21 protein-coding genes and 1 tRNA gene are annotated in these 24,098 nt (G+C 65.1%); 11 read left to right on the plus strand and 11 right to left on the minus strand.

Features of this window, described 5'->3' with window-relative positions; all coding sequences use genetic code 11:
• Window positions 1-76 precede the first annotated feature (76 nt).
• Window positions 77-670, plus strand: coding sequence for a hypothetical protein (locus tag AC1RUR_RS15945; protein WP_492845552.1), 594 nt, complete (start codon window positions 77-79; stop codon window positions 668-670).
• Here the strand turns inward: AC1RUR_RS15945 and AC1RUR_RS15950 are convergent.
• The 9 genes from AC1RUR_RS15950 to AC1RUR_RS15990 form a co-directional block, all read right to left on the minus strand.
• Window positions 667-1,764 carry an Acg family FMN-binding oxidoreductase gene (locus AC1RUR_RS15950; RefSeq protein ID WP_492845941.1) on the minus strand — a complete coding sequence of 366 codons (1,098 nt, stop codon included), beginning with the start codon at window positions 1,762-1,764 and terminating at the stop codon, window positions 667-669. The genes AC1RUR_RS15945 and AC1RUR_RS15950 overlap by 4 nt on opposite strands.
• Window positions 1,765-1,897: 133 nt before the next feature.
• Window positions 1,898-3,145 carry a class I SAM-dependent RNA methyltransferase gene (locus AC1RUR_RS15955; protein ID WP_492845554.1) on the minus strand — a complete coding sequence of 416 codons (1,248 nt, stop codon included), beginning with the start codon at window positions 3,143-3,145 and terminating at the stop codon, window positions 1,898-1,900.
• Window positions 3,138-3,872: a TlyA family RNA methyltransferase gene (locus AC1RUR_RS15960; RefSeq protein ID WP_492845556.1), complete on the minus strand. Its 735-nt coding sequence runs from the start codon at window positions 3,870-3,872 to the stop codon at window positions 3,138-3,140. The genes AC1RUR_RS15955 and AC1RUR_RS15960 overlap by 8 nt, the downstream gene beginning before the upstream one ends.
• A gap of 26 nt (window positions 3,873-3,898) precedes the next feature.
• Complete coding sequence (locus AC1RUR_RS15965) at window positions 3,899-4,453, minus strand: nucleoside 2-deoxyribosyltransferase (protein WP_492845558.1); 555 nt, start codon at window positions 4,451-4,453, stop codon at window positions 3,899-3,901.
• 186 nt (window positions 4,454-4,639) lie between these two features.
• On the minus strand, window positions 4,640-6,568 hold the full coding sequence (gene dxs / locus AC1RUR_RS15970; RefSeq protein ID WP_492845560.1) for a 1-deoxy-D-xylulose-5-phosphate synthase: 1,929 nt from the start codon (window positions 6,566-6,568) through the stop codon (window positions 4,640-4,642).
• A gap of 585 nt (window positions 6,569-7,153) precedes the next feature.
• A complete protein-coding gene (locus tag AC1RUR_RS15975) occupies window positions 7,154-7,405 on the minus strand; it encodes an exodeoxyribonuclease VII small subunit (RefSeq protein WP_008132970.1) in 252 nt (83 codons plus the stop codon).
• Window positions 7,406-7,479: 74 nt separating this feature from the next.
• Complete coding sequence (locus AC1RUR_RS15980; RefSeq protein WP_492845563.1) at window positions 7,480-8,409, minus strand: histone deacetylase family protein; 930 nt, start codon at window positions 8,407-8,409, stop codon at window positions 7,480-7,482.
• Window positions 8,410-8,543: 134 nt separating this feature from the next.
• Window positions 8,544-10,199, minus strand: a complete 1,656-nt coding sequence (locus AC1RUR_RS15985) for a bifunctional metallophosphatase/5'-nucleotidase (protein WP_492845565.1) — start codon at window positions 10,197-10,199, stop codon at window positions 8,544-8,546.
• A 212-nt stretch (window positions 10,200-10,411) separates the two neighbouring features.
• Window positions 10,412-11,170: an enoyl-CoA hydratase-related protein gene (locus AC1RUR_RS15990; RefSeq protein WP_492845567.1), complete on the minus strand. Its 759-nt coding sequence runs from the start codon at window positions 11,168-11,170 to the stop codon at window positions 10,412-10,414.
• 311 nt (window positions 11,171-11,481) lie between these two features.
• Here AC1RUR_RS15990 and AC1RUR_RS15995 point away from each other — a divergent pair, with 311 nt between their 5' ends.
• Entirely contained in the window at window positions 11,482-12,732 is a 1,251-nt protein-coding gene (locus AC1RUR_RS15995) for an MFS transporter (RefSeq protein ID WP_492845569.1), read from the plus strand.
• Window positions 12,733-12,860: 128 nt separating this feature from the next.
• Here the strand turns inward: AC1RUR_RS15995 and AC1RUR_RS16000 are convergent, their stop codons facing one another.
• Window positions 12,861-14,639 carry an acyl-CoA dehydrogenase family protein gene (locus AC1RUR_RS16000; RefSeq protein ID WP_492845571.1) on the minus strand — a complete coding sequence of 593 codons (1,779 nt, stop codon included), beginning with the start codon at window positions 14,637-14,639 and terminating at the stop codon, window positions 12,861-12,863.
• 268 nt (window positions 14,640-14,907) lie between these two features.
• Here AC1RUR_RS16000 and AC1RUR_RS16005 point away from each other — a divergent pair.
• Window positions 14,908-14,982, plus strand: a tRNA-Gln gene (locus AC1RUR_RS16005).
• Between the two features lie 138 nt (window positions 14,983-15,120).
• Here AC1RUR_RS16005 and AC1RUR_RS16010 read toward each other — a convergent pair.
• Window positions 15,121-15,813, minus strand: a complete 693-nt coding sequence (locus AC1RUR_RS16010; protein WP_492845573.1) for an SDR family NAD(P)-dependent oxidoreductase — start codon at window positions 15,811-15,813, stop codon at window positions 15,121-15,123.
• Between the two features lie 237 nt (window positions 15,814-16,050).
• Here AC1RUR_RS16010 and AC1RUR_RS16015 point away from each other — a divergent pair, with 237 nt between their 5' ends.
• The 8 genes from AC1RUR_RS16015 to AC1RUR_RS16050 all read left to right on the plus strand — a co-directional run bounded on the left by AC1RUR_RS16015 (window position 16,051) and on the right by AC1RUR_RS16050 (window position 24,008).
• Complete coding sequence (locus AC1RUR_RS16015; protein ID WP_492845574.1) at window positions 16,051-16,854, plus strand: SDR family oxidoreductase; 804 nt, start codon at window positions 16,051-16,053, stop codon at window positions 16,852-16,854.
• Window positions 16,847-18,049, plus strand: coding sequence for a pyridoxal phosphate-dependent aminotransferase (locus tag AC1RUR_RS16020; RefSeq protein ID WP_492845576.1), 1,203 nt, complete (start codon window positions 16,847-16,849; stop codon window positions 18,047-18,049). The genes AC1RUR_RS16015 and AC1RUR_RS16020 overlap by 8 nt, the downstream gene beginning before the upstream one ends.
• Window positions 18,050-18,269: 220 nt before the next feature.
• Window positions 18,270-19,202 (plus strand): ABC transporter permease, encoded by a 933-nt coding sequence (locus AC1RUR_RS16025; RefSeq protein WP_492845578.1) that lies wholly within the window; start codon window positions 18,270-18,272, stop codon window positions 19,200-19,202.
• Complete coding sequence (locus AC1RUR_RS16030; RefSeq protein ID WP_492845580.1) at window positions 19,202-20,005, plus strand: ABC transporter permease; 804 nt, start codon at window positions 19,202-19,204, stop codon at window positions 20,003-20,005. The genes AC1RUR_RS16025 and AC1RUR_RS16030 overlap by 1 nt, the downstream gene beginning before the upstream one ends.
• 28 nt (window positions 20,006-20,033) lie before the next feature.
• Entirely contained in the window at window positions 20,034-21,098 is a 1,065-nt protein-coding gene (locus AC1RUR_RS16035; RefSeq protein WP_492845582.1) for an extracellular solute-binding protein, read from the plus strand.
• An 11-nt stretch (window positions 21,099-21,109) separates the two neighbouring features.
• Complete coding sequence (locus tag AC1RUR_RS16040; protein ID WP_492845584.1) at window positions 21,110-22,204, plus strand: ABC transporter ATP-binding protein; 1,095 nt, start codon at window positions 21,110-21,112, stop codon at window positions 22,202-22,204.
• Between the two features lie 134 nt (window positions 22,205-22,338).
• Window positions 22,339-23,034 (plus strand): 5-oxoprolinase subunit PxpB, encoded by a 696-nt coding sequence (gene pxpB, locus AC1RUR_RS16045; RefSeq protein WP_492845586.1) that lies wholly within the window; start codon window positions 22,339-22,341, stop codon window positions 23,032-23,034.
• Window positions 23,031-24,008: a 5-oxoprolinase subunit C family protein gene (locus AC1RUR_RS16050; protein ID WP_492845588.1), complete on the plus strand. Its 978-nt coding sequence runs from the start codon at window positions 23,031-23,033 to the stop codon at window positions 24,006-24,008. The genes pxpB and AC1RUR_RS16050 overlap by 4 nt, the downstream gene beginning before the upstream one ends.
• Window positions 24,009-24,098: the final 90 nt, after the last annotated feature.

A 24,098-nucleotide genomic window follows, 5' to 3' on the forward strand; every position in this document is an offset into this window, starting at 1 on the left:
TCAGATCCGTGCCTGCCTCACTGGCATTCGCGCCATCCGGAGGGTATAATTTGCGAAGTTTTCGACGGAAGCCTGAATGTCCAGCCTTGCAGGTTCTTGCGGTCTCGCAGCTCTCTTCGCCGTGCTTTGCCTCGGCGGAACGCCCGCTCATGCGCAAGTTGCGCCGCTCCGGTATTTCATACCGGGCGGATCCTTCGGCTTTGGCGACAGTGCCGGCCAAGGCTCCGACGCTTATGGCAACTTCCCAAGCTTCGATGCCGGCGGGCGCACCAATTTTGCGAATGGCTTCTTTGTCGGCAGCCAACGCGGCAACCTCAATTGGAGCGGCCTCGGCCAGGCGGGACTGGCCGGCAATTTCAGCGCGCTCTCCTATGATAGCTCGCAGTTCGGCTACAACACCAAGACCGCGGGCGGCATGCCCGTCACGTTCTTTGCCGGTTTCGACACGCTGAAATACGGCAACGGCATTGGCAGCTCGCTTGCGCCGCTCACCTCCGGCGCCGCGCCCGGCTATAGCGCGTTCGCGGGTGTCGAATTCAAGCCGATCTCCAACCTCAGCCTGTCGTTCGGGGCCGGGTTCATCCAGCAGGATTCGAGCCGCATGGACAGCGATATCAGATCGAACATGCTGCCCGGCGAGTCGCCGGCGTTGAGCGGCCTTCGGCGCTAGAACGACTGCGCAGACCGCATCACCGTTTCCGGGGCGCGCCGCAGCGATTTCGGCAGATCCGGCCCGGCTCCGAAGCGCATGATGATATCGGGACGCCGCTCACCCAGTCCGAGCCAGGTCGCGAATTGCGGCCTTAGTGCCGCCACCTCGACCGGCTGGTTGATGAAGGAATATTTGAGCCCGAGCGCGGTCGCCTGCAGGCCGAACCGCTGGCACGCACGGCCGACCGCAATCCAGTGCGACATGTCGCTACGATCAGCGGCGAGCACCACGACACCCGCGGAGCTGTCGAGCGCGGCGCGGTATTTCTCGTTCTCGCCGCTTGCGGTGAAGAAGAACGGGAGGAGCGGCCGCGCGAGCCATGCCGGCAGGGACGGGTTTCCCGAGGCGCGGGAGAACAGCCCGTCCATGGTCGCGACCGCATCGGTCTCGTTGAATCGCATCCAGCTCACGAGCTCGCGCATGAAGGCCTTGTCACGCATTTGCGCGGCATTGCCTTCGAGCACGTAGTCGGCCATTTTCGCGACGGCCGCGCGTTCGGTCATCAGGATTGCCGAGACGTTCGGCTCCCGGCAGGCGTTCTCGAGCTGGCGCAAGGCGTCAGGTGCCACCGGCTTGCCGTCGAACGGGGCGCGGGTGCTTTGCCTGAGGGGAATCGCGTTGACCAGCGCCGACGTTTCGGGGCGCGCTTGCTCCAGCGCGATCACGATCCTGTCGCCATCGACGATCGGTTTGGCGCGCCAGCCGAGCGCCGATGCCGCGAGGACGAGGTTCTCGGCGGCGCAGCCGAGGCTGACGAAAAGGTGGTGATCGTCGGGGTCGACGGCTGGACAGCGCCGCGTGAAGTCCGGCGCGATCGCGATTTCGTTGCCGTGGACGGAAAAGATCCACGGCTGGGTGTTGTGGCTGTTGGCCGCGAGCGTGGCAAAACGTACGAGCTCGCGGTCCCGCGGCACCGGTTGCAGCGGTGCCCGCGACGCTCGCACCGTGTCCTCATAGGTCGCCGGCGCAGCAGCCGAAGGGCGGGCGGCGATTGCCGCCGCGGAAAGCCCGAGCGCGCTCGCCATGAGTTGTCGCCGGTCGATCGCCATCATCCGCTCCACGGCCCTTTCGCGCGCTGCTTCTAGCGCTGCCGGACGCTCGGGCGGTTGACCGGTATCAAGGTTCGGATCGGCTCCGGATCAATTCGGTGAGGAGCCCGCTGCAGCCGTCCCTTGAGGCTCGCGGCTACCTTACAAACCGCGCCACCAGCTCGACATGCGGCGTGTGGCGGAACTGGTCGACCGGCACCACGGTCTCGATCCTGTAGCCGCCATCGATCAGCAGCCGTGCGTCGCGGGCAAAGGTTGCGACGTTGCAGGAGACCGCGACGATGACGGGCACCTTGGCTGCGGCGAGTTTTAGCGCCTGGGCCTGCGCGCCCTGGCGCGGCGGATCGAACACCACGGCGTCGAAGTCGCGCAGCTCCTGCGGCACCAGGGGGCGGCGGAACAGGTCGCGGGGCTCGGTCTTGATCGGCTTGAGCCCCGGCGTGCGCGCGGCTTTTGCCAGCGCAGCGACTGCGCCGGCGTCGTTGTCATAGGCGGTGACGCGCGCCTTCTCCGCGAGCCGCAGCGCGAACGGCCCGACGCCGCAGAAGAGGTCGAGAACCTCTTTGGCCTTGCCGATACGCTCCGCGACGAGAGACGCCAGCGTCTCTTCGCCCGCCACCGTCGCCTGCAAGAACGAGCCCGGCGGTAGCGTGACTTCAGCGCGGCCCATCTTCACCGTCGGCGGCAGGCGTTGCAGCACCAGCTCGCCATGCCGCGTCAGCCGCGCCAGGCGATGCTGCTCGGCAACGCGCGACAGCGCCGTGACGAGCGGCGTCGGCAGCGGGCCGGAGCCGCGCACGTCGACATCGAGGCCGTTGGTCGTCGCGGTGACCTGGATATCCAGCGGCTTCGTCACCGGCATTTTGGACGTGAGCGGCTCGGCCAGCGCCCAGGCGGCATCGAGCGCGCCGTCGAGCGCGGGATCGAGGATCGGGCAGCGATGGATCGGGATCACGTCGTGCGAACTCGCCGCCGAGAAGCCGACCTTGAGGATGTCATGCGTGCCGAAGCGGCCATGCAGCGTGACGCGCCGGCGTCCCACGCCATGGGCATCGACCAGCGGTGCCACCGCGCAATCGATGCCGGCCTGCGCCAGCGTCTCGACCACGATGCCGCGCTTCCAGGCGTGATACGGTTCGGTTGCCCAGTGCTGGATCGCGCAGCCGCCACAGACGCCGAAATGCGGACAGAACGGCGCGACGCGCTCGGGGCTTGCGACATCGATCGCGAGCAGCTTGCGGCGGTCGGGATGGTTTCCCACGACATGGTCGACCTCGACGGTCTCGCCTCGAAGCGTATAGGGCACGTAGATCGCATCGCCAGCGTCGAGTGCGACACCGTCGCCGCGATGGCCGACGTGATCGATCGTCAGGCGCTCAACCACGGCGCGCGCCCAGGAAGAATTCGATATTGCCGTCGCCGCCGGTGATCGGCGAGGGGAACACCTCGATGTCGGTGCAGCCGAGCGAAGCCGCGAACGTCGCGATGTCGTCGCAGATCTCCTGGTGCACGGCGGCGTCGCGGATGATGCCTTTCTTGTTATGCTTCCGCTCGGCTTCGAATTGCGGCTTGATCAGCGCCAGCAGGCTCGTCGGGGCGGCCGCCAGCGACAGTGCCACAGGCAGCACCGATTTCAGCGAGATGAAGCTGACGTCGATGACGACGACGTCGGGCCGCGCCGGCAGGCGCTTGCCGTCATAGGCGCGAATGTCGGTCTCCTCCATCGACACGATCTTTGGATGACCGCGTAGCGAGGGGTGCAACTGGCTGGTGCCGACATCGATGGCGAATACCAGGCTCGCGCCATTGGCCAGCAGCACCTCGGTGAAACCGCCGGTGGAGGCGCCGACGTCGAGGCAGACATGATCCTCGATGTCGATCGGGTAGCGCTCCAGCGCGCCGGCGAGCTTGACGCCGCCGCGCGAGACATAGGGGTGCGCGGGCTCGGCCTGGATCACCGCGTCCTCGGCGATGGTCTCCGACGATTTTGCCACGGGCTTGTCGTTGGCGGTGACGAGGCCGGCCTCGATGGCCGCGCGCGCCCGCGCCCGGCTTTCGAACAGGCCGCGCTCGACCAGCAGAACATCTGCGCGCTTGCGGGCAGGGGACATAATTTCTCCGGGAGCGACTGATGCGCTTACTTAGCGATCAATCGCGCGGCCGCCGTCCGGACGCAAGTCTCGAACGCGGCAAGGTCATGCCAGACGTCGATGGGCATCGTGACCGGGGTTACCAGCGGGCAGCCGTGCAGCTCCAGCGCATGGATCATCATGAGGTTGTCGACGAGCCCAAAATCCTCGACCGTCAGGCCCTGCGCATCGACCAGCCGCCCGTCCTCGGAGGTGACGTCCATGAAGCGGCCGACCCGGTCGGCATAGACCGCGCCGTCATTGGAATAGGCCAGGCAGAACTTGCGGCGGCCGGCCATGTAGCCGAGCTCGTAGACGGTGCCGGGATCGGCGCCGGCGCCGCGGAACGGCGTCAGGTTCGCGATGATGGCATCGGCCTCGTCCATCATCGCCTCGTTGGCGCAAAAGATCTGCCGCGAGGTGTCGGATGCGGTGAGGTCGACGGCGTTGTCGAGAGGATAGAGGCCGGTCAGCCCATGCGCAGCGCAGATATCGACCTTGCGCCGGCCGATCTCGACCGCGTCCGGAAGGAACACGTCGGGGCCTGCCAGATAGATCTTCATGGAGCCAAAGCCGGAAAAGTTTGGATCAAGGTGCGAGCCACATTGTGTGCTCTGCTCCCTCTCCCGCTTGCGGGGGAGGGTTGGGGAGGGGTATCTCCACAGGCGAGAACCCCCGAGAGGAAAAAGCCCTCACCCGGATCGCCTTCGCGATCCGACCTCTCCCGCAAGCGGGAGAGGTGAACCCAATCAGGCCAGCTTGACCGTCTCGGTCTTCACGTCCTTGCCGAGCGCTTCGAACACCTTGGCGACGATGCCCTTGGCGTCGAGACCGGCGCGGGCGTACATCGCGGCCGGCGTGTCGTGGTCCTGGAACACGTCGGGGAGCACCATCGTGCGGAACTTGACCATGCCGCTGTCGAGCGCGCCCTGATCGGTCAGGAACTGCGCGACATGCGAGCCGAAGCCGCCGACCGAGCCTTCCTCGATCGTGATCAGGATCTCGTGGTCGCGGGCGAGCTTGAGCACCAGCTCGGTATCCAGCGGCTTCATGAAGCGCGCGTCCGCGATCGTGGTCGAAAGGCCGTGCGCGGCGAGCTCGTCGGCCGCCTTCTCGCATTCGGCGAGACGCGTGCCGAACGAGAGCAGGGCGATCTTGCTGCCCTGGCGGATCATCCGGCCCTTGCCGATCTCGAGCGGAATGCCGACCTCGGGCATCTCGATGCCGCGGCCTTCGCCGCGCGGATAGCGCAGCGAGCTCGGACGGTCGTCGATCGCGACCTGGGTCGCCACCATGTGCACGAGCTCGGCCTCGTCGGCCGCCGCCATGATCACCATGTTGGGCAGACAGCCGAGATAGGCGTTGTCGAACGAGCCGGCATGCGTCGCGCCGTCGGCGCCGACGAGGCCGGCGCGGTCGATCGCGAAGCGAACGGGCAGGTTCTGGATCGCGACGTCGTGCACGATCTGGTCGTAGCCGCGCTGGAGGAAGGTCGAGTAGATCGCGCAGAACGGCTTGTAGCCTTCGCTCGCCAGACCTGCGGCAAAGGTCACCGCGTGCTGTTCGGCGATGCCGACGTCGAAGGTGCGGTCCGGGAACGCCTTGTTGAAGATGTCGACGCCGGTGCCGGACGGCATCGCCGCGGTGATGGCGACGATCTTCTCGTCCTTCTGCGCTTCCTTGACGAGGCTCTGGCCGAACACGTTCTGGTAGGCCGGCGCGTTCGGCTTGGCCTTGGCTTGCGTGCCGGTCGCGACGTCGAACTTGACGACGGCGTGGTACTTGTCGGCGGAGGCTTCCGCCGGGCCGTAACCCTTGCCCTTCTGCGTCACGACGTGGACCAGGATCGGACCTTCCTCCATGTCGCGCACGTTCTTCAGCACGGGCAGGAGGTGATCGAGGTTATGACCGTCGATCGGGCCGACATAGTAGAAGCCGAGCTCCTCGAACAGCGTGCCGCCGTCCATCATGAAGCCGCGGGAATATTCCTCGACGCGATTGGCGCGGTTGGCGAGGATTTTTGGCAGCCGCTTGTTGATCTGCTTGGCCGCCTCACGCAGCGTGCGATAGGTCTTGCCGGAATACAGGCGCGACAGATAGGCGCTCATGGCGCCGACCGGCGGCGCGATCGACATGTCGTTGTCGTTGAGGATGACGATCAGGCGCGAGTTCATCGCACCCGCGTTGTTCATGGCCTCATAGGCCATGCCCGCCGACATCGCGCCGTCACCGATCACGGCGATAACGTTGTTCTTGCCGCCGGACAGGTCGCGCGCCACGGCCATGCCGAGGCCGGCGGAGATCGAGGTCGAGGAATGCGCCGCGCCGAACGGATCGTAATCGCTCTCGCTGCGCTTGGTGAAGCCGGACAGGCCGCCGCCGGTGCGCAGGGTGCGGATGCGGTCGCGCCGTCCGGTGAGGATCTTGTGCGGATAGGCCTGGTGGCCGACGTCCCAGATCAGCCGGTCGCGCGGCGTGTCGAAGACGTAATGGATCGCAGTGGTGAGCTCGACCACGCCGAGGCCCGCGCCGAAGTGACCGCCGGTCACCGAGACGGCATCGATGGTCTCCTGCCGCAACTCGTCGGCGACCTGGCGAACCTGCTCGATCTTGAGCTTGCGCAGATCTTCCGGCGTCCGGATGGTGTCGAGAAGCGGCGTCTTACTGTATGCGTTCACGGCGATTTCCAATTTGTCAGCGCCGGAAGGTCGTTCCGGTGCGCGATGGGTTTGCACAATATCGGCGCAGCGCGAGTCCTTAAACCGTCGGAGCCACCTGCATGGGGCCAGGCCCCGTCTTCAAGCTTAGGTGAGCTTAAGTGCGCTCCGGTTCAGTCTATGTGATCCCTGTCACTTAGATCGGCTTCGTCCGTCCCAGCCAATTTCATTAGCAATTTGAAGCGCTTGTCGTTGGTAATCGATGCCCACGCAAGGCTAACAAAAAGCCACACTCCGCGCAGCTTTACACCAAAGCTTGGGCCAAAGCCAACCCGCTGGGCCGATTACGGGCATGCAGCTGCAACCGGCGGGCCAGATTGGTTAACCCTAGCGCCGGCGGGGAGGTTCCCGGCTTGCCTGGTTCCTCGGCAGGATTTTGGGCCGGAGGAAGGCTATTTCCGCTCGATTCCCGGGGCCGAACGGCTTCAGCGAGGGAACTCTTGGGATCTCTGCGCGGCCACTCGCGCCCATGGGCACACGCAGCAGCATGCGATCATGAAAAATTGCAGGCGTCCGATGCCCGAAAGGGGCTTCGGTGGTCGTCCCCTACTGGACGTCGAGCGGCGCGGTTCCAGTGGCCTGGCCACTGGCATCGGTGGTGATCTTGTCGACGCGCGCTTCGGCCTGGCGCAGCAATTCCTCGCAGCGGCGCTTCAGCGCTTCGCCGCGCTCGTAGATCGTCACGGATTCCTCGAGCGGCACCTTGCCGTCCTCGAGCCGCTTCACGATCGTCTCGAGTTCCTCGATCGCGCGCTCGAAGGTGAGCCTGGAGACGTCGACTTGGGTATTTTCGGCCATATCCGTTTCCGATTGCCCGATTCGCTTCACGTCAGAGAAAGCAGCGTTTTGCGGGCTTAATGTGGCGGGTCCGTCTAAGCGCCCATCAAGGCGCCGACATGCGCCGTAACAGATTCTTTCAGTCCTTGCAGGTCATAGCCGCCCTCGAGCACTGAAACAACGCGGCCGCCCGCGGTCTTGTCGGCAAGGTCCATCAGCTTGCGCGTCACCCAAGCATAATCCTCTGCGCGCAAATTCAGCGAGGCCAGCGGGTCGCGGTAGTGTGCATCGAAGCCCGCAGAGACGATGAGGAGCTCGGGGCTGAATTTTTCGAGCTGCGGAAGAATCAGGTTCTCGAACGCGGAGCGGAATTCGGGGCCGCCGTCTTCGGATGCCAGCGGCGCGTTGACGATGGTGTCGTGGTCGCCGCGCTCGCCCTTCGCGCCAGTGCCCGGAAACAGCGGCATCTGGTGTGTCGAGCAGTACATCACCGTCGGGTCCGACCAGAAGATGTCCTGCGTGCCGTTGCCGTGATGCACGTCGAAATCGACGATGGCCGCGCGCTGGATGCCGTATTTGCGCTGCGCATGGCGCGCGGCGATCGCGACATTGTCGAAGAAGCAGAAGCCCATCGGCTTGCCGATCTCGGCATGATGACCGGGCGGGCGCACCGCGACGAAGGCGTTGCGGTGTTCGCCATTCATCACCGCTTCGGTCGCCGCCACCGCGCCGCCGACGCCGCGCATCACCGCTTCCCACGTGCCCGGCGACATCGAAGTGTCGCCGTCGATATAGACGAGGCCGCTGGTCGGCGCGACGTGGCGCAGCTCGGTAACGTAATCCTCGTTGTGGCACAGCGTCACGAGATCGAGATCGCCCTCCGGCGCCTGGTCGCGGACCAGGAACTGGAAACGCTCGTGCGACAGCGCTTCCTCCACCGCGCGCAGGCGGTCGGGCCTTTCAGGATGTCCCGGCGGCGTGACGTGGTCGAGGCAGGCCTTGTGGGAGAGGAGAAGCGTGCTCATCAGGTCGGGCTCACTGGGGAACGGGCTCTTGACGTCGCTTGGCGCATCCGGCGCCAAAACGCAATGCAAATCCAATCTATGCCCTCCACCGGGAATGGCAAAGGGTTGTCCCGTTCCGGACCGTTTGATCCGGATCAATTCACGCGCAGGATGCGACTCAGCGGCAGCGGGCCGATCGGCCCGTGTGCCCGGAAGAACGCGAACAACGCGTCCGCATCGTAGCCGCCATATTGCGGCGCCGTGCCCTGTTTGGCGACGGTAAAACCGTCGCCGCCGACGGCGAGGTAATCGTTGACCGTGACGCGGTAGCCGCTGCCAGGTTCGATCGGCCTGCCATTGAGCGTCATCTTCTCGGCGGCCACGCGTTCGCCGAACGGCTTCGACGCATCCCAGGTGTAGCTGAACCCGTTCGACACCTGAAGGATTCGCGGCCGCTTCGGATCGAGCCATTGCTGTTCCAGCATGTCCTTGAGCTGGCTGCCCGTCAGCGTCATGGTGACGAGGCGGTTGCGGAACGGCTGGCTCGCGAACAGCTCGCCGAAGGACACCGCGCCGTTCTCTTTCGGTACGATATCGGTGCGGATGCCGCCGGGATTGGTGAATGCGATGACAGCGCTGCCATCCCTGGTGTCCTTGGTCGCGGCAAGTTGCGCGTCCGCGATGACGTCGCCGAGCGCGCTTTCGCCGGCCTCGTTCGGAATGCGTGACAGCGTCTGCGTCACCGATCCGGCCGGCCGGTTGGCGATCGGCGCCGACAGCTTGTCGTAGGCCTCGATCAGCGCGGTCTGCTCGGGATCCCTGGCGAGCGAGGCGTTGGCGACGATGACGTTCTCCGCCTTGGCGCTGACGATGTCGCGGGTTACAGGATCGAGCTTGAGATCGATCGCCGTGACCAGGGTGCCGTATTTGTCGCCGCTGGTGACGAGCCGGCCGTCGACTTGGCAAACATAGGCACGGTGGGTGTGGCCGCTGACGACGACGTCGACGGCGCGGTCGAATTTCCTGACGATATCGACGATGGGCCCTGTGATGGCAGGGCATTCATTGTAGTCGCCTGAGGGCTCGCCGCCCTGGTGGATCAGCACCACGATCGCCTCGACGCCACGCGCCTTCAGTTGTGGCACGAGTGCGTTCACCGTGTCGGCTTCGTCGCGGAATTCGAGCCCGGCAATGCCGGATGGCGAGACGATGCCCACGGTCTCCTTCAGGGTCAGTCCGATGAAGGCGACTGGGATGCCCTCAAACTCTCTGATCTCGTAGGGCGGCAGCACGCTCTTGCCGGTCGCGGTCTCCACGGTGGAGGCGGCGAGATAGCGGAATTTGGCGCCCGTGAAGGGATGCGGTCCCTGGCAGCCGTCGACCGGATGGCAGCCGCCGTTCTGCATCCTGAGCAGCTCGGCCTTGCCCTCGTCGAACTCGTGATTGCCGACCGAGGTGATCGCGAGCCCCATCATCGAGAGCGCCTCGACCGACGGCTCGTCGTGAAACATCGCCGACAAGAACGGGCTCGCGCCGATCAAATCGCCGGCGGCAACGAAGATCGTGTTCTTGTGCCCTTCGCGCAGCTGCTTGACCAGCGTCGCCATGTATTCGGCGCCGCCCGCGGCAACCATGACCTTCTTGGCTCGATCTTCGGGATCGTTGATGCGGATGCCGCCGGGCGGCGGCCGCAGATTGCCGTGGAAGTCGTTGATCGCAAGGATGCGCAGCTCGACGGGCGCGGCGGTCTGGGCAGCGGCGGGGAGGGCGCAGGTCAGCGCGAGAGCGGCAAGGATGGATCGGTATCGCATGGAGGCAAGACTAGTCGTTCGGCGCGAAGATTTCACGAAGCATTGTCCTGAACGTGTTGCGGTAGGACGAGGATTCTATCCCCGGCCACAGTATCGTAGGGTGGGCAAAGCGGAGCGTGCCCACGTCTTTCGCTGTCATCGAGACGGTGGGCACGGCGCAGTTGCGCCTTTGCCCATCCTACGATTCCGGACTTGTGGAGGGAAAGTGCGCCCTACCGCCTCTTCCGGTTCGCGAACGCATTGAAGGCAGCTACGGCGTCGTCCGACTTCAAGCGCTCGCCGAACAGATGGGCTTCCTGGTCGATGCGGCGGGTCAGTTCCTCCGGCGGGGCACGCAGCAGCTTGCGCGAGGTCGCGACCGCCTCGGCGGGCAGCCGGCAGATATCGCGCGCCACCTTGCGCGCCTCGACCTCGGTATGTCCCGGCGAGACCACGGTGTTGACGAAGCCGGCAGCGTGCGCCTCCGCGGCAGTGAAGGTCCGCCCCATCACCAGCATCGCGAAGGCGCGCTGGTAGCCCATCGTGCTCGGCATCAAGAAGCTGGCGGCGCCGACCGGCACCAGCCCGAGATGGATATAGGGTGCGGAGAAGGTCGCCGCGTTCGAAGCGAGCACATAGTCGCAATGGAACAGCATCACGGTGCCCATGCCGATCGACGCGCCGTCCACGGCTGCGATGATCGGCTTGGTGTTGAGCGCGAGCGAATAGAGAAACCTGGCGCCGTTCGACAGCGTCTCCGGCCGCGCCGTGTCGGCCTTCAGAAAATCGTCGATGTCGTCGCCGGCGGTGAACACGCCGGAGCCGCCGGTGATGATCATGCAGCGAATGTCCGGGTTGTTCTGCGCGGTGTCGATCGCGCGGCTCATCTCCCGATACATGTCCTGCGTGATCGCGTTCTTCTTGCCCGGGCGGCGCAGGGTGATGACGCGCGTTCCACGCTCTTCGGCGACGACGATGTTGCCATTCGGCATGATGTCCCCCTGCGGTCGCCGCGCCGCTTGCCGCCGGCGAGTCTCGCGAGCATCAGCCTACATCATCTTGCGGGCGTGCCAATCCGCCAGCTCAACCTTTTCGACGACGATTCCGCTGCTCCTGGCGCATGTCGCGCCGGCTGCGGCGGTATTCGGTCCAGGGAACTGTGACGCGCAGCATGGCGCAGCGGCGTTGTTCGTCATGCGCCGTTGCGCGCCGCAACAAATGGCTACAATGTTTCATTTGAAAAACCGGTGGTTGTGGTGCACGATCATACCGTTCGTGTTCCATTTGGCCGATTGCTCGATTGATGATTGCCGCAACTGGTGTCGACGAATCCTCGGTGCATTATCGCGGCTGGCGTGTCGTGCTGGCCTGTTTCCTGATGGCGTTCTTCATGTTCGGCTTCGGCCTTTACGGCCAGGGCGTCTATCTCGCCGAGCTTCAGCGCGCCCATGGCTGGCCCGGCACGCTGGTGTCCGCGGCCAGCACCTTCTCGTTTCTCCTGACCTCCGTGCTCGTCATCTTCACCGACGATCTGCTCGCTCGTATCGGGCTGCGTTCACTGATCCTGTGCGGCCTGTCGGCGCTGGGCGCATCGACGGTGCTGCTGGCGCTGATGCAGACGCCCTGGCAGCTCTATCTCGCCTACGCGCTGATGGCGGTCGGCTGGACCGGCATGGGCACCGTGGTGATCGCGACGGTCCTGAACTCCTGGTTCGAGCGGCGCCGCGGGCTTGCGCTCAGTCTTGCCTTCAACGGCGCGACCTGTGGCGGCATCGTCCTCGTTCCGTTGCTGCTGTCGCTGTCCGGCAGCATCGGCTTCCGCTTCGCCATGCTGGCGGCCACGATCGTGATGGTGGTGCTGGTGCTGCCGGTGGTGGTCGTCTTCACGGGCTGGCCGGCCGGGACGCCGCTGGCACCCGGTGGACGCTCCGCCGGCGGCACGGCCGCGCCGGCTCATTCCCGCAAGACGCTGCTCGCCAATGCTGCGTTCTGGACCATGGTGCTGCCGATCGCGATCGCGCTCCTGGCGCAGATGGGATTCATCATCCACCAGGTGACGTTCCTCGAACCGCTGATCGGGCGCGCCAGCGCCGGTCTTGCCGTCACCGTCATGGCCGCGATGGCGGTGGTCGGGCGCCTGTCGCTCGGCCTGTTCGTCGACCGGCTCGATCCGCGGCTCGCCTGCGCGGCGTCGATGACGAGCCAGGCGGCGGCGTTGTTCGTGCTCGTGCAGAGCACCAGCCCGACCGTGCTGCTGGTGTGCTGTGCCGTCTACGGTTTCTCGATCGGCAACATGATCACGTTCCCGCCTCTGATCATCCAGCGCGAGATCGGCTCCGCCGCCTTCGCCGCGGCGATGGGCCTGGGGACCTCGATCAGCGGTATCGTCAGCGCCTTCGGCCCCGGCATCGTCGGCCTCGTGCGGAGTTTCACCGGCAATTACACGGCGGCGTTCGCGATGTGCGTGGTGCTGGATCTGGTGGCTGCGGGCATCGTGCTGTGGCGGCCGGGGAAAAGGCTGGAAGATTCGCACACTCTATCACCGTCACCCTGAGGTGGCCGCTTCTTCAGCGGCCCTCGAAGGGCGACGGCCCGGCTGTATCCTGGACGTTCATCCTTCGAGGCTCACCTCACGATGCCTCGCATCGCAAGCCTCGCACCTCAGGATGACGAGACCGGCAGTCAGCCCAGCAGCACCGCGTCCGCCGCCGCGACCGACTCCGCACTTTCCGTCACGGTGCGCTCCAGCGCGCTCGCCTGCACCGTGATGTTCTCGGCGAAGAAGCGCGCGAGCGAGACGTAGCGCGGCGCATCGGCAAGGCCGTCGCCCTTCGCCGCCAGCGCCTCGGAGGCCAGCATGCAGCCGCCGAGCGTGGCGCCGAACTGCTGGAGATAAGGCGTCGCGCCGGCAAGCGCCTCGTTCGGTGCGGACGTGACGCGCTCGAGCAGCCACTTGCTGGTGCGCGTCAGCGCCTCCAGCGCCTCACGCAGCTTTGCGCCCGTGGTGCCGAACGCAGGATCGTTGGAGGTTTCGACCTGCTTGACGATCGCGGCGAGTTCGTCGAGCAGCGCCCACACCGCAGCGCCGCCATTCGCCGCGAGCTTGCGCGTCACGAGGTCGATTGCCTGGATGCCGTTGGTGCCCTCGTAGATCGCGGTGATGCGCGCGTCGCGGTAATGCTGCGCGGCGCCGGTCTCCTCGATGAAGCCCATGCCGCCATGCACCTGCACGCCGAGATAGGCGACCTCGTTGCCGACATCGGTGGAATAGGCCTTGGCCATCGGCGTCAACAGCGCCGCACGCGCGGCTGCGTCAGCGCGGACCTTCGGATCCTTGGCGCGCGTCGAGACGTCGATTGCGACTGCGGTCGCATAGCAGATGGTGCGCGCCGCCGCGGTCTGCGCCCGCATCCGCATCAGCATGCGCTTGACGTCGGGATGGACGAAGATCGCGTCCGAGCCGTCGCCCTTCTTGCCGACGGCGCGGCCCTGCTTGCGCTCCTGCGCATAGGACAACGCCTGCTGATAGGCGCGATCGGCGACGCCGACGCCTTCGAGACCGACGCCGAGGCGGGCCTGGTTCATCATCGTGAACATGCAGCGCATGCCCTGGTTCTCTTCGCCGATCAGAAAGCCGATGGCGCCGCCATGATCGCCCATGGTCATGGTGCAGGTCGGCGAGGCGTGCATGCCGAGCTTGTGCTCGACGCCGCTGGCGAAAATGTCGTTGCGCTGCCCCAGCGAGCCGTCGGCATTGACCATGAACTTCGGCACGAGAAAGAGCGAGATCCCCTTGGTGCCGGCGGGCGCGTCCGGCAGCCGCGCCAGCACGAAATGCACGATGTTGTCGGTCATGTCGTGCTCGCCATAGGTGATGAAGATCTTCGTCCCCTTGATGCGATAGGTGCCGTCGGCCTGCTTTTCGGCGCGGGTGCGCAGCGCGCCGACGTCGGAGCCGGCCTGCGGCTCGGTGAGCTGCATCGTGCCGGTCCATTCGCCGGAGACGAGCTTTTCGAGATAGATCGTCTTCAACTCGTCGCTGCCATGGGCATCCAGCGCCTCGATCGCAGAGGCCGTGAGCAGGGGGCAGAGCCCGAAGGCGACGTTGGACGCGCTCCAGATCTCGGTGCAGGCGGCGTTGATCGCAATCGGCAGACCCTGGCCGCCGAAATCCTCAGGCCCCGAGACCGCGTTCCAGCCGCCCTCGGTCCAGCGCTTGTAGGCATCCGGCCAGCCCGGCGCGGTCGTGACCTTGCCGTCGCTGAGCTTGATGCCGTGCTCGTCGCCGACCTTGTTCAGCGGCGCCAGCACGTCGGTTGCGAACTTGCCGGCCTCTTCCAGCACCGCGGCGACGACGTCTGCGTCGAAATCGCCATAATGGCCGGCTTCCATGGCGGCCTTGAGGCCGGCGCCATGATTGAGCGACAGCAGCATGTCAGAGATCGGCGCGCGGTAGGTCATGGCTCACTCCCGTGGACGGATATTGGCGCCGTATTCCCATGAAACGCCGGAGGTCTCAACTGCCCGGACGCCGGGACGGCTCCGGCAGGGAACGGAGGCCTCGGTCCGGACCAATAATCAATAATATGGAGTGTGGCGTGGCCGATCCCGGGGGCTGTGGTATTTTGCCCCTCCAGGCGGTTGAAATGCCGCGCCGCACCCTATAGACCGGCTGCGACTGAAGGGAATCCGCGGCAGCCAGTTCTTCCGCCGGCCCCGGGTCGCCTGTTGGGGCGTAGCCAAGCGGTAAGGCAGCGGATTTTGATTCCGCCATTCGGAGGTTCGATCCCTCCCGCCCCAGCCAGCGCTTCCGCCCAGCCTTAAGGATCCGGCGAAACCGGCCCGGCCCGGGAGCTGCCGCACAGCTCTGCGTCACGCTGCCGCTTCGCCGGTGTCGCTCGAAACGCGCGCTCCGGATCTTTCGCAGGGCCGGCCGGCGAGGTCACAGCATCGGCTCGAACTGGCAGTGCACCAGCATCTCGGAGACCGAGGCGTTGTTCGGCAGCATGAGCGCGGTCTCGACCAGGCCGGCGATGTCGCCCGGCTGGCTCATCTCGTGACGGGGGATCTCGTCGTCGTTCAGCGTCATGTCGGTGGCGACGTAGCCCGGGCAGATCACTGTTGCGCGAATGCCCGCCGCGCGCCCTTCGCGGCGGATGCCGTGGGTGAGGGCGACCACGGCGAACTTGGTCATCGCGTAGCCGACATTGCTTCCCACGCGCTTTCCCGAGAGCGACCCCAGATTGATGACCCGTCCATGACCGCAGACGGCCAGATGGGGCAGGGTGGCTCTGACGAGGCGGAGGGGACCCTTGACGTTCACGCGCCACATGTCGTCGAGCTCGCTTTCGCCCTCGTCGGAGACGCGAACTTTCGGATTGATTCCGGCGGCGTTGACGATGGCATCGACGCCGCCCCACTTTGCGATCGTCGCGTTCACCCACGCGGTCGGGCTCTTGGCGTCTTCCGCGTCGTAGCGATGCGTCATGAGCCTCTCGCTCTCCGCGAGCCGGCTCGGGTCGCGAAGCCCCGCCGATACGCGGAAGCCCGCCGCCAGGAGCCGATCGACGACGGCGCGTCCGATGCCGCGCGAAGCCCCAGAGACCATGACGATCCGATTGCCGACTTCCAACATCCCAGTCCGTCTCCTACCGGTGAGCCAAGCGCATCGCGAAATGTAAGGGGACGCGCGTGACGACGAGTAACAGAAATTCACTCTGCCGGCATCGGGCGTGCTTATGGCTCGCGAGCCGGCGGCTTCGGCCGGGATATTGGATGTCCTTATGAGGGCAGAACAAATCCGCTCTATGCGCGCCTCGGCCTCCGCACGTAGCTTTCCGCAGCTTTGCCTGACTGCAAAAGAACCCTGCGGATGGGATTTTCGGACTATCGAACGGCGTTGGTGACTGGCGCGTCCTCGGGCATCGGGGCTGCGACGGTTCGGCGCCTCCGCGCGGAGGGGCTGGAGGTTCACGCGCTGGGGCGCGATGTCCGCCGGCTGGCAAGCCTGTCGGCCGAGACCGGATGCCGCGTGTGTAGCGTCGATGTGAACGATCTCGAAGCGTTGACGCGGCTTGCGGCTTCGGCCGCATTCGACGTTCTCGTCAACAATGCCGGCCAGTCGCGACGCGGCAACATCCTGGATACCGCACCTGATGATGTCGACACCCTGGTCGACGTCAATCTGCGCGCGGTCCTGCACCTGACGCGGCTGATCGTGCCTGGCATGGCAAGCCGCAATCGCGGCCACGTGGTCAATATCTCGTCGATTGCCGGCCACTACGCCTTCGGCGAGAACGCGACGACATTCAATTCCTCCGTGGCCTATCACGCGACGAAGGCGGGCATCCATTCGCTGTCGCAGCAGTTGCGCGTCGATCTCTACGGGACCTGCGTTCGCGTCACCGAAGTCTCGCCCGGGCGCGTGGCGACGAGCATCTTCCAGAACCAGAATGCCGCCGACAATCCGGATGCCCGCTTCGTCGGCGGCTTCGAAACGCTTCAGTCCGAGGACATCGCCGATGCCATTGCGTTCGCGGTGGGATCTCCGGCCCGGATGAACGTCGCGATGATCGAAATCGTCCCCACGTTCCAGGTCGTCGGCGAACTACGATTCGCGAGCCGATCCGGGGCCGCACGTTTGAAAGACACGAGAAGTGGAGCTGACAATGCCTGAACTCGCAAACCGCCTCAAGACCGTCAAGGTGTCGGCCTCGGCGGCGATGACGGACAAGGCGCGCGAGCTCCGGGACGCAGGCGTCAAGATCGTCGGCCTGTCGTCCGGCGAGCCGGACTTTCCGACGCCGCCGCACGCGATCGAGGCCGCGCATCGGGCCGCGCTTGCGGGCGATACCAAATATCCCGCACAGCCCGGCACCGTCGCGCTGAGGACCGCGGTGCAGCGCAAGTTCAAGCGGGAGAACAATCTCGACTACGCCCTCGACGAGATCCTGATCGCCAATGGCGGCAAGCAGATCATCTTCAATGCGCTGTTCGCCACCTGCAATCCCGGCGACGAGGTCGTCATTCCGGCGCCGGGCTGGATCACCTATGCCGACATCGTTCTTCTTGCGGAGGCGACGCCCGTCGCCGTGCCGTGCCCGGAGAACAACCAGTTCAAGCTCCGCCCGGCTGACCTGGATGCGGCGATCACGCCGCGGACGAAGTGGCTGATCCTGAATTTTCCCAACAATCCGACCGGCGCGGCGTGCACGCGCGCCGAGATGCGCGCGATCGCCGACGTCATGCTGAAGTATCCCGACGTCTGGATTCTCACCGACGACATCTACGAACACCTCACCTATGACGGTTTCGAGTTCTGCACCATCGCGGAGGTCGAACCGAAGTTGAAGAACCGCGTCGTGACCGTGAACGGCGCGTCCAAGGCCTACGCCATGACAGGCTGGCGGGTCGGCTATTGCGGCGGTCCCAAGGACCTGATCGCGGCCATGAACAATGTCCACGGTCAGGCGACCGGCGGAATCTGCACCGTGAGCCAGGCGGCCGCGGTCGCGGTCCTGGATGGTCCGCAGGATTTCCTGAAGGAGCGCGCGGACATCTATCGCGACCGGCGCGACCTGGTGGTCAGGCTGCTCAATCAGATCCCCGGCATCACCTGCCACAAGCCCCAAGGGGCCTTCTACGTGTTTCCGAACATCGCCGGTTGCATCGGCAAGACCACGAAGGCCGGGCGGCGGCTGGAAACCGATGCCGACTTCATCTCGGCGCTGCTGGAAGAGCAGCATGTCGCGGCCGTGCCCGGCGGCGCCTATGGCATGAGCCCGTACTTCCGAATCTCCTACGCGACCGATACCGAATCGCTGAAGGAAGGCTGCCGGCGGATCGCGAGCTTCTGCGAAGGCCTGCGCTGACCGGGCATCGGGATAGCAAGGGCAGGACTCTCCAGCGGAGGACGAAAGATGCAGTCAGTGGCACTTGCCGATCAAGATCGGAGCATTTTGCCGAACCGATTGTCATAATTGTTCCGAATGCCCCTAAACGAAGATGTTCTTGGCCCCGTGGAATGCCGCCGCATAAGCTCCGTGGAAAGAGGGGTAGGCCTTGGTATCGCGCAGTCCAGGACGGCCAGCGATGACCACCAGCGACGATGCGGTGGCGGTTTTGACTGTTGAGGCTCCACGGGCAGCCCGGCGGGGATCGCGGCGGCGTCTGGCCTTGCCGGTCGGGCTTCTGGCCGTCCCGATGCTGGCATTTCTCACATACTTCTTCTTCTATCCGGCGCTGGGGCTGCTGTTCTCGAGCATCCAGACCCAGGACAGCCGCGGCATCATTGGACGCCCCTTCACGCTCGCGCACTACGCGCGTCTGATCAACGTCGAGCTTTACGCGCGCGTGCTCTGGACGACGCTGCGGATCAGCATCATCACCTCGGTGCTGGCGACCGTGCTCGCCTATCCGGTCGCGCTGGTGATGGTCAAGAGCCGTCCGATGGTGACGCGGCTCATCACGCTGATCGTCATTGCGCCCTTGATCGTCAGCGTGGTCGTTCGTGGATACGGCTGGCAGCTGGTGCTCCAGAACGGCCCGAAGGGCATGTTGAACTGGATCCTGATGACGCTGCACATCGTCGACGCACCGATATCGGTGCTCTACACCGAAGTGGCCGTCGTCATCGGATCGCTGCACGTGTTCTTCCCGATGATGGTGCTGCCGCTGGCATCGGCGCTCGGCAAGATCGATCCCAACCTCGAAGATGCGGCCCGCATGCTGGGTGCGCCATGGTGGAGGGTGTTCCTCCGGGTGACGCTGCCGCTGAGCATGCCCGGCTTCGTGGCGGGCTTTACCCTGGTCTTCTCGCTCACGGCCGGTTCCTTCGTCATTCCCGCGATCCTGGGTGGCGCCTCGGCCGTCATGCTCGGCAATCTGATCGAGCAGCAGATCTTCGTCGTCTACGACTGGCCGTTCGGCGCCGCCATCGCCGTCGTTCTCGTCGGCCTGGTCCTTGCGGTGAATGGCGTCTCGATGTGGCTTCTGGAAGGTCGCCGTCTCAGGAGGCCCGAGTGATGGACGAGCGGTTCTCCGGCTTCGGCGCCTTCATCCTCTACACCATCACCGCCGCCATGATGCTGTTCATCCTGGCGCCACTGCTCCTCGTCATGGCCGTGTCGGTCTCCGATTCCTATTTCGTGACGTTTCCGCCGCAGGGCTTCACGCTGAAATGGTACGCCAAGGTTCTCCAGGACCGCGACTTCCTCGAGGCGATGAGGCTGAGCATCCTGCTCGCGCTCGGCACGACGGCGGGCTCGCTGCTGTTCGGCGTGCCCGCGGCCTTTGCGCTGGTGCGCGGCAATTTCTTCGGCCTGGCGGCGATCAAGGGATTCCTGCTGTCGCCGTTGATCTTCCCGGCGCTGGTCACGGGCCTGGCGCTGCTTCAGGTCCTGACCAAGCTCGGCTCGCAGGATGCGCGGCTCAACCTTCTGATCGGCCACGTGGTCGTGACGTCGCCCTATGTCATCCGCACCGTCGTCACCAGCCTTCAGCTGGTGGACGAGAATCTGGAGGATGCCGCGCGCACCCTCGGCGCGAACCGGCTGACGACCTTCTGGCGGGTGACGCTGCCGCAGATCGCCTCCGGCGTCGCGGCCGGCGGACTGTTCGCCTTCATGGTGTCCTTCGACAATTACCCGGTCACGATGTGGCTGGCGAATTCCGAGTACTCGCCCGTGCCGCTGGTCCTGATGCGGCAGCTCGTCAACGTCTTTGATCCTTCCGTGCCCGCGATGTCGACGATCATCATCCTCATGGCGATGGTCGGCGTTCTCGTACTGGAGAAGTTGGTCGGCCTTCGCCGCGCGCTGGCGGCCTGATGTGCATTGCTAGATGGAGATTGGACTCATGAAGCTGACACGTAGGACTCTCATTAAGGCCGGTGCATCCGCGATTGCCTTCCCGACGATCATCAGCCGGGCGTCGGCGCAGGACGTCAAGCAGCTGCATGTCGGCGTCTACAATTCCGCGCTCGGCAAGCTCATCCAGAAAGAGGTCATTCCCAAGTTCGAAGCCGAGTTCAAGTGCCGCGTCTTCACCATCGAAGGCGCGACGCTCTCCAACATCGCCGCCCTTCGCGCGACCCGCGATACGCCGCGCTTCAGCATGATGATGATGGACGACGTCGGCATTCCCCAGGCCAAGCAGGAAGGTTTGATCGACAAGCTCGACGCCAGCAAGATTCCCAATCTTGCGAAGGTCTATCCGCGCTATCTGTTCGAGGAGGAGTATGGCGTCGGCTTCTCGATCTCGAGCGCGGCCATGTTCATCAATCCGCAGGTGACCAAGCCGCTCGAGAGCTATGAGCAGATATTCGACGCCAAGTATCGCAAGCAGATCCTGCTGAATACGCCCAAGAACACCCAGAGCGTTCTGATGCTCATCGTGGCGACGGCGCTCACGACGGGCAAGCCGCTGAAGGAGGCGCAATACCTGGTCGATGGCGGCTGGGACAAGCTCGCAATGCTCAAGCCGAACGTCCTGACGATCTACGACAGCGAGGCGCAGGTGCTCCAGGTGGCCCAGGGCCAGGCGACGATCGGCGGCATCGAATATTCGAAGGCGATCTATCCGCACACGGCCAAGGGCATGCCGCTCGACATGACGTTCCCCAAGGAAGGCGCGTTCACCGGCATCAACAGCATGACGCTGGTCAAGAACGCGCCCGAGCCCGAGCTTGCCTGTGCGCTGATCAACCGCATTCTGGAGCCCTCGGTCGCCAAGATGCTGTCCGAGCAGACCCTTAGCGCGCCCTCGGTGGGCGGCATCGACTTCAAGCCGGAGACGGCCAAGTTCCTTGCCTATCCCGACACCAAGGCAACCGATCTCGGGCTGTTCACGCCGGACTGGAAGTTCATCGTTCCGCGCCGCGGTCCGTGGCTGGAGCGCTACAATCAGGTATTCACGAGCTAGGGCAGGATGCCATGAGGTCTTCCGAAGTCAGGCTTGACCGCCTCAGCAAGGAATACAACCGCACCGTCGCGGTCGACGACGTCTCGCTCACGATCGAGCCGGGCCACATGGTGGCGCTGCTCGGTCCGAGCGGATGCGGCAAGACGACCTGCCTTCGCATGATCGCGGGGCTGATCCGTCCGACCTCAGGCGACGTCTTCGTCAACGACAAGAAGATGACGGACGTTCCGGTGCATCGCCGCAACGTCGGGATGTTGTTCCAGAACTACGCGCTGTTTCCTCATCTGACCGTCGAGGAGAACATCGCATTCGGCCTGGAGATGCGCGGGATATCCAAGGCCGATGCCGCAAGAAAGGTGGGCGAGGCGCTCAATCTCGTCCAGCTCTCCAGCTTCGGGAAACGCTATCCGGCACAGCTCTCCGGCGGCCAGCAGCAGCGCGTCGCATTGGGGCGCGCCCTGGTGATCGAGCCGGCGATGCTGCTGCTCGACGAGCCGCTCGGGGCGCTGGACAAGGGGCTTCGCGAAAGCATGCAGGTCGAGCTGCGCGCCCTTCAGCGCAGGCTCGGCCTGACCACCATCATGGTGACCCACGACCAGGACGAAGCCCTGACGATGGCCGACAAGATCGTGGTGATGCGCGATGGCAAGCTCGAGCAGGTCGGTTCGGCGACCGAGATCTACCAGCGGCCGGCCTCGAAATTCGTCGCGCAGTTCATCGGCGCGTCAAATCTGTTCGAAGGCCCCGTCGAGCAGCGCGACGGAAGCGGCGCTCTCATTCGTGTATCGCCCGAATTGAGCCTTCAGGTCGATCAGATATCGCCGTCGGTCAGCGAGGCGATGGTCTCGATCAGGCCCGAGGCGATCGTCGTCGAGCGCGCTGGCCTGACCCCGGCGGCAAAACGCGCCAACAGCGTGACGGCCCGTGTCGACCAGGCGATCTATCGCGGCTTCGTCAGTCACTATTACCTCAGGACGCCGAGCGGCGGGCAGATCATCGTGTTCGAGCAGAATCAATCGCAGCAGGCGGGACTTCGATACGCCGTGGGCGAGGAGGTTGTCGCGCGGTGGGAGTCGCCCAGCAATCACGTCATTGCCCGTCACTGAGCTCGGGACGCGCGGCGTCTCGCGGGCAATCGACATCGCTTATACCCGCAGACGAACATCGTCTTGGATCGGTTTCCGCCACTTGGCTAGATCGAGGGTGGCGGCGCCACGGGCGTTGGACCAGCGAGGCCCTTTTGTCGATTAATCAGCCCAGCGCCCCCTTCGTCGGCACGATCGAGAAAAGCCCGAAGATCAGCCTGATCGGCACGCTTGCGATGCTGGTCGAGGCGCCGGGCGACTTTGACCTGATTCAGCAGGGGCGCATCTGGGCCCTGGCTGATGCCGTTTCCGCCTGGCCCAACGTCCAGGAAGCCGTCATTGGCGTCACCAATGTGATGCTCGTATTCGAGCAGCCGCCCGCGGACATCGACATGCTCGGCGCTTCGATCGTCGAACTGTGGCATCGTGTGCCCAGCCGAAAAGCCAGCGGCAAGATCATCGAAATTCCCGTGGTCTATGGCGGAGAGCTCGGGTTTGATCTGCCGGCGGTCGCAAGCCGCGCCGGGCTGTCCGAGCGCGAGGTCATCAGGATCCACAGCGAGGGCGACTACACCGTCTGCGCCATCGCGAGCTCGCCGGGGTTCGGCTACCTCCACGGTCTCGATCCGCGCATCCACATGCCGCGCAAATCCGTGCCGTCGCTCAACATGCGCGCAGGCTCGGTGACCATCGGCGGGATGCAGACCGGCGTCGCGGTGCTGACGAGTCCGAATGGGTGGAACGCCATCGGGTGGGCCTCGGTCGCGATGTTCGACCCGACGTCCGTACAGCCCTCGCTCATGCTCCCGGGCGACCGTGTCAGGTTCAGGATCGATCGGATCGAGCTGTGATCGAAATATTGACCAGCCCCGCCTTCAACACCATCCAGGATCTTGGCCGCCACGGCGCGCGCCGTTTCGGCGTGAGCGCCTCTGGCGCCATGGATCCCGTCGCGCTTGCGGCCGGCAACGCACTGCTCGGCAATGACGACGGTGCCGCCGGTATCGAGATCCAGACCTTTCCGTTCCGGGTGCGCTTTTCGGCCGACACCGCGTTTGCGCTCACCGGCGCCGATCACCAGTCCACGCTGGCGGGATCGACCGTCCGACCGTGGTGGTGCACGCGGGCGAAGGCGGGCGACATTCTCGCGATCGCCGTGCCGCGGCGCGGCGCGCGCGTCTACGCGACGTTCGGCGGCGGCATCGATGTTCCGCGCGTGCTCGGTTCGCGCAGCACGCATCTCCGTGCCGGGTTCGGCGGTTTGGAGGGGCGCACCTTGCAGGCGGGCGACGTCGTGCCGATCGGGACTGCGTTCGGCAAGAACAACGGCCGCTTCGACTTCGGCGTCGCGCCGCCGGACGTCGCGATCGCTGGTGCAGCTCCGGCGGATGACCGTGTGCTGCGGATACGCGTCATGCGGGCCGGGGAATATGATCTGTTTTCGGAGACGATGCAGACGAGGTTCTGGTCCACGACCTGGAAGATCAGTGCCCGGAGCGACCGGGGCGGATACCGCCTCACCGGAGACAAGCTGACATTGGACGCGCCGGTCGAGATGCGCTCGCATGGCGTGGTGGCTGGCGTCGTGCAAGTGCCGCCGGGCGGCGAGCCGATCATCCAGATGAGCGACGCCAATACGGCAGGCGGCTATCCGAAGATGGCGGCGGTGATCCAGGCCGATCTCTGGCGCCTCGGCCAGGCAGCGCCGGGTTCGCTCATTGCCTTCAGCGAGGTCAGCTACCAGGACGCGGTCGCGGCCATGGTTCCCGTCAACGATTACCTCGCGAAGTTGCGCGCGACCGCGGATCTCTATCGAGCGCTTTAGAGCATGATCCGGAAAAGCGTGAAGCGGTTTTCCGAAAGGATCATGCTCAAACGAAAGTGGACGTCAACAAGAACAAGAGCAGGGTACGAA

The sequence above is a fragment of the Bradyrhizobium sp. GW821-FHT12B03 genome, from assembly GCF_058807535.1.